The organism is Paraburkholderia sp. RL17-347-BIC-D (assembly GCF_046027915.1).
GTDB lineage: Bacteria > Pseudomonadota > Gammaproteobacteria > Burkholderiales > Burkholderiaceae > Paraburkholderia.
On the sequence record NZ_JARESS010000124.1, the window covers coordinates 1 to 6,324 of the forward strand.

The following is a 6,324-nucleotide window of genomic DNA, read 5'->3' on the forward strand; positions in this document are numbered from 1 at the left end:
GACGGCGGATATCGCGGCTTTTACGGCCCAGGCTACTACGAGCCCCATTACTACCCCCGTTACTATGGCCGTGGATACTACCGACATCGCGGGTGGCGCCGCTAGCGCCCGTCGAGTGTCGACGAAACTATGTCCTTAGTCGCCCAACCCTGCCGAACGATGCTCCGCAAGCACATCAGCAGGGTAAAAGGCACTGTCAACTTCTTGGCCCGGCGTGGTATCGAACTCGCAGTACTTAAGGATAGCCAAATTAATCGGCAAGGCGCTTGAACGAGATCACCATCAGGTCTGTATCGGAGTCCAGAAAGATATCCTTCAAGAATTAATCGGACCTGATGCATTGCAAGCAGTCAAGTTGGGTGCGCTGAATCGCATCAATCACGCGAGTGCATGGAACACGCCGGACACCAGTGTCCGTTCATATTGCGTGCGAATCAGGTCTTGTCCGGTGTTTTCAGCTCGATCAACATCCGCTCGCAACCGCCTTGATCCGGCGCCATGCAACCGAGCAAATGTTCACTGTTCGGCATCAGCATCTCGCCGGCCGTCTGAATCGCCAACGCCATGCCGGGATTCTTCTGCCACGACGAGGCCGAAACATGCAAGCGCCAACACACGATGAGCGAGAACGCCGGAGGTGTTGCGCCTGTATCTTGAAACTGCCCTTTTAAAGCGAGGGTCATTCCATACAATGAATTTAAATTCAATTCGAATTTTACATTTACATTTCTATTCTTCTAAATAATCTTACACAACTGACAGGCGGCCGCTGCGGCTGTCTTTCCATTCAGCCATAGCCGAAAACACGTGATAGCCATCCTGTTCCACGGGCAGGAACCACGCTCAAAGCCCTTACCGATGCCAGGTTTTGCAGGGCTTTCATACGTATGTCACGCCATGGCCTCATGACGTTTAAAACGCCGGATCCCAAATAGCAGTCTTAATTGTGTTTCCATTCTCCCGGCCCCAAAACTCAATAGTTAAATCTCGTTTAATCCATACCGAAGACACTTGATGTGCAAAATTAAAACAGTTAGATTGCACAACAAAAATCGGGGTAGACATGAAACTTGTTCTAGAGGCACGTCATCTGTTCGACGGCAGCATTGCCGCCGTCGCTAACAAAGCAGCGCATTCTGCACACGAACACACCCATCCCGATGCGTCGCACGCGACGACTCATGTCCACCACCATCACCACCACGGGCTGAACGCGGAGCTGCATCGCGAGTCGGCGAATGCGGCGCTCTACCCCGGCGTCCCGGCCCTCGCGCCCAACCCGCACGCAACCGAAATCCTCTTCGTCGATCCACGCGTTTCGAACTGGCAAACCTTGGCGGCGGGCGTAAAGAGCGACGTCCAGGTCGTGTTGATCGACCCGGATCGCGACGGTATCGCGCAGGTCACGGCAGCGCTCAAGGGGCGTTCGGACCTTACCGCGATCCACTTCCTCACCTACGGCCAGGCCGGTCAGCTCGAACTGGGCAACGCGCCCGTCACGGCCGCCACGCTCGCGAGCCATGCGGGCCAGGTGGCGTCGTGGGGCGACCATCTCGCCGCCAATGGCGACATCGAATTCTGGGGTTGCGACGTGGGTGCGGGCGACAGCGGCGCGGCCTTCGTCAACAGCGTTCACGCGCTGACGGGCGCGCAGGTCGGCGCATCGACCGATGCCACCGGCGCCGCGCAACTGGGCGGCGACTGGACGCTCGAACGCACCACGGGCGTACTCGCGGTCGGCACGCCGTTCACCACGGCGGCCATGGCGGCCTACACCGGTGTGCTCGACACGCCGCTCCCGACCGTCACCTTCGACCCGACCACCGTGCCCGGCGACATCCTGCTTGGCAGCACCTTCACGGAAACGGTGAACTTCTCGAACGCGGCGGGCAACGCCGTCGGCTACGGTCCGTTCATCGACCTGTTCGTGCCGTCCGACGCCAACCAGAAAGTCACGCTGACTAGCGCGACGTTCCTCGGCACGGCCGTGAGCTTCCAGAAAATCACGATCACCAACGTCGCCGGCGAAGGGCTGGGCGCGTTCAGCCCACTCGCGCTCGGCAGCGACGGTAAGCCGGTGTTCATCACCGCGCCGCCCGGCTACCAGGCCGGCGATTCGATGTACGTGCTGGTGTTGCCGTTCGGCAGCTTCACGCCGGGCCAGCCCGCCGCGGCGATCAAGCTCACGTTTACGATGGACAACAGCACTGAGCTGTCCAGCGCGCCCACGGGCCAGCCGCTGAAAATCACGGCGAGCGGCGGCTTCCAGTACGGCGCCGATCCGCTCAACGACCCAGTCGTCGACCAGTCGCTGATCGGCGCATCGACATCCTCGTCGTCGACGGTTTCGTTGCTCGACGTCAGCGCCACAACCGACCTGCACGAAGGCGAAACCGCCACCGGTCCGGACTATCCGTTCAACTACGTCGTGACGATCACGCCCGCGCCCGTCACGAACGGCGACGCGATCCAGGGTCTCGATTTCACGTTCAAGCTGCCCGACCAGGTGGAATACACCGCCGGCACGATCGGCATCACCGGCCCCGGCGGCGTCACCGGCACGGCCACGTTCCATCCGGGCACCGGCGGCCCGGGCACGGCGGGCGGCACCGTTACGATCCATTTCGACTCGCTCGGCACCGACGCCAGCGGCGCACCGATCGTTATCAAGATTCCGGTCTTCGTGCCGCAATTCGACGCCAACGGCGTGGCCGTGCTGACGCCGGACGGCGCGCCGCGCACGATCGACACGACCGCGATCTACAGCTACACCGGCGCGTGGCAGGCCACCACCGCGTCCGTCGATCACGCCGCCGGCCTGCAGCCCATCTCCGGCAACAGCTCGACCAACACGGATTCGACGTCGTTCGTCGCGAAGGCGCTCGCCATCCAGGTCACCGACAACTCGATGAACGGTAACATCGTGCCGGGCGAGCCCGTCACGTATTCGATCGCCTTCGAGGTGTCCGATTATTTCTCGCTGAACAACCTGAAAATCGCCGACCTGATCGGCGACGGCGTGACGCTGCTGGCGCCCGGCGACCTCGGTTACGTGACGCCGACGCTCCAGCTCACGAGCGGCGGCGTGACCCAGACGCTCCAGTTCGGCGACTTGCCCAATAACACGCCGGCCGTCGTCAACGGCGAATCGGTGAACGCGAGCGGCTCCAGCGTCACCTGGGATTACAGTCGCGACGACAGCGCCGGCGGCACCGGCGCGACCACCGTGAACTTCAACGTCGGCATGCTGATCAGCCTGATCGAAGGCGGCGCGCTCGGCTCGGTGCTGGTGGGCGGCGAAGTCGGCAACCCCGGCGCACCGTCGGTCGGCCCGACGCAAGGCGTGATCTCGTTCGTCGCCAAGGTGCTCGACAAGTACACCAACGCCAACAGCGGCGCGAGCCTGCGCGAAAAGGACACGATTTCCGACACGGTCACGCTGGCCGGCACGAGCGCGACGGTCGTGGCGGTCGACACCACGGCGCAGACCATCACGAATCCCAACCTCGGCACGGTCAGCGACGGCTCGACGGTCACCGACACCGTCGCGCCGGGTTCGATGGTGCTAAGCGTAATCGCGGTGAACGGCGACACCAGCAACACCACGGTCATCGAACCGGGCGACACCGTCACGTATGGCATCACGTACACGCTGACCACCGGCGACTACGGCAACCTCGACCTGACGGCCTTTCTGCCCGAGCCGGTCTTCAACACCGCCGACCCGCTGTCGAACGGCACCAACCTCGTCTACTCGCAAGACACGAACAGCGCCGACATCGTGCCCGCCGCCGGCACCTACAAGGTGATCGACCCGCTCACCGGCGAGACGAGCACGCCGGCCGTGGTCGCCAACGGCACGGCGAACAGCATCTCGTTCAATTTCGGCACTCGCGACGACCCCAACAACACGCCCGGCCAGCAGGTCCAGGTACAGTTCAGCGTGGTGGCGTCAAACAAGCCGTTCGCCGACGGCCTCGCGCTGACCAGCCAGGGCACCAGTTCGTACACCAACGCGGCGGGCGACACGGTCGCCGCGTCGGCCATCAAGCAGACGCCGCTGGAAGAGCCTGAAGTGACGGTCAAGACCGGCGTGGTGTCGACTACCGGCGACAGCGCCGGCAACCCGTCGAAGGGTACTTTTTCGCCGGATACGTCCAACCCGAACGCCGCCAACCCGGGGCCCCCGCAGACGGGCATCCCGCCGAGCGGCACGAGTGGTCCGTTCGCGGTCGCCGGAACGGCGGTGGGCACGTTGTTCAGCCCGAGCGGCGCGAGCGATCCGGCTTCCGCGCTGAATTCCGACGACCTCAACGTCAGCGGCGTCGATGGCGGCGACCTGGTGCGCGTGGTGTCGACGGTCGACAACGAAGGTCACGCAACCGCCTGGGACGTCAACGTGCAAGGCACGCTGCCGCCCGGCTACACCACCGCCGACGTGCACACCTTCGCGGTCTACAACTCGGCGGGCCAGTTGATCACCGGCCTGTCCGGCACGGCGGAAGCCGACTATTTCAGCACCGGCCTCACCGTCACCACCGGCACGCAGGGCATCGCCGCCGGCGACAAGGTCTACGTCGTGTACGACCTGGGCCTGAAAGCCACGCAGACGACCGGCACCACGCTCGTGGCAAGCTCGGAGATCGTCAACTGGGCGAGCGTCGCGGGCGGCGTGGCGGCGGGCAACGGTTTCGTCACGGGCACCGGCGCGAACGAGCAGACGCTCGGCGAAAACGCGGCGGCGCTGTCGGACTCGGCAACCATCGCCGTCACCGCGCCCACCATAGCGAAGACGGCATTGGCAGCAGCGATGCGGACGTGCCGCTCAACGATGTCGTACTCGGCGAGTCCGTGCAGTACCAGATCACCGTCACGGTGGCGGAAGGCGTGACGTCGAACGGCAGCAGCGACATCATCGTGACCGATACGCTGCCGGCCGGCATGACGCTCGCCAGCGTCGACGGAATCACCTTCAACGGCGTCGCGGGAAGCGGCAACGCCTCGGTCTCCATCGTCGGCGGCCAGACCGTGCTCACGTTCGATCTGGGCCCGACACTGACCAACAGCCAGCTCGACGCCAACGGCACGGTGGTCATTAAGTACACCGCCACCCTCGCCCCAGGCGCGACGCCCGATCCGGGTGGCACCTTTCAGAACACCGCGGTCCTTTCATACGACACCAACCAGACCGCGCGCGCCAGCACCACGCTCACCGAACTCGATCCGAGCGTGACCGAGCACATGACGGTAGCCGACAGCAACACCGGCGCGCCGATCGCGAACAACGGCACGGTATTCAGTAACGAAGACCTGACCTACACGGTCACGCTGACCAACAACGGCACCGGCATTGCCAACGATGTATCCGATCTGCTCAATCTGCCGCCCGGCCTGATCTACGACGCGGGCACGCTGGCATATACCGGCGGCGGCACGGGCGGCAGCGTCTCCGGCAGCGGCCCGCTGGACATCATGGTCGGCGCGCTCGGCGTCGGCCAGACCGCGACGTTCACGTTCCAGGCGCACGTAGCCACCAACCAGCCGGCCGGCACCACGATGACGGTCGACACGTCGGCCACGGCCACGCCGGTCACGTATTACTCGCTGCCGGGTGCGCAGCAGGGGCATCAGTTCACCGCCAACAGCGCGACGCAAACCGTGCAGATCGGCCAGATCACGCCGACGCTGTCAATCAGCGGCGAATCGAACAACACGGACCCGACGAACCCGCCGGCGCAGAACAATACGCAAGCGACTACCGAAGCCACGGTCGGCGAAGTGGTCACGCTGCACGGTGTGGTGCAGATTCCGGAAGGCGCCAACCCGGCCACGCTGACCTTCGACCTGCCGCCCGGCATGGAATATCTGCCGGGCAGCGTGACGTTCACGCTGGTCAGCCCGGACGGCGATATCGTTTCGAGCAACAACGCGATCTCGGGGCTGCCGCAGATGCAGGACGGCACGCCGGGCGGCGCGAACTTCCTGTCGCCGTCGGGCGCCACGAACACCGTCAGTTCGGCTGACGACGTCGCCACCTTCCGTCCGGGCAACGCGCTGCCACCGGGCGCGATCACCGTCAACGGCAACACCGTCACCATCGACCTCGGCACGCTCTCCAATAACGACGGCAAGGCGCAGGCCAACTTCGTCATCGTCCAGTTCAACGCGGTGGTCGAGAACATCGCCAGCAACATGCCGGGTACGGTGCTTTCGGCGTCGATGTCGGTGAACAGCGGCGCCGCCACGTCGAACAGCGTCGCCGTCGCCGTCGACGCACCGGCCGTCACGCTGACGAAAACCGCGACCGCCGTCGACAACGCCGAC

At 64.2% G+C, this 6,324-nt stretch carries 3 protein-coding genes; 2 read left to right on the forward strand and 1 reads right to left on the reverse strand.

Annotated elements, in window-relative coordinates; genetic code table 11:
• Positions 1-434: 434 nt before the first annotated feature.
• Positions 435-692 carry a hypothetical protein gene (locus tag P0D96_RS47230; protein ID WP_408321130.1) on the reverse strand — a complete coding sequence of 86 codons (258 nt, stop codon included), beginning with the start codon at positions 690-692 and terminating at the stop codon, positions 435-437.
• Between the two features lie 371 nt (positions 693-1,063).
• Here P0D96_RS47230 and P0D96_RS47235 point away from each other — a divergent pair, with 371 nt between their 5' ends.
• Both P0D96_RS47235 and P0D96_RS47240 read left to right on the forward strand, forming a co-directional pair.
• Positions 1,064-4,891, forward strand: coding sequence for a DUF4347 domain-containing protein (locus P0D96_RS47235; RefSeq protein WP_408321132.1), 3,828 nt, complete (start codon positions 1,064-1,066; stop codon positions 4,889-4,891).
• The coding region (locus tag P0D96_RS47240; RefSeq protein ID WP_408321134.1) for an isopeptide-forming domain-containing fimbrial protein at positions 4,819-6,324 on the forward strand (1,506 nt) is incomplete at its 3' end. The genes P0D96_RS47235 and P0D96_RS47240, both read left to right, overlap by 73 nt.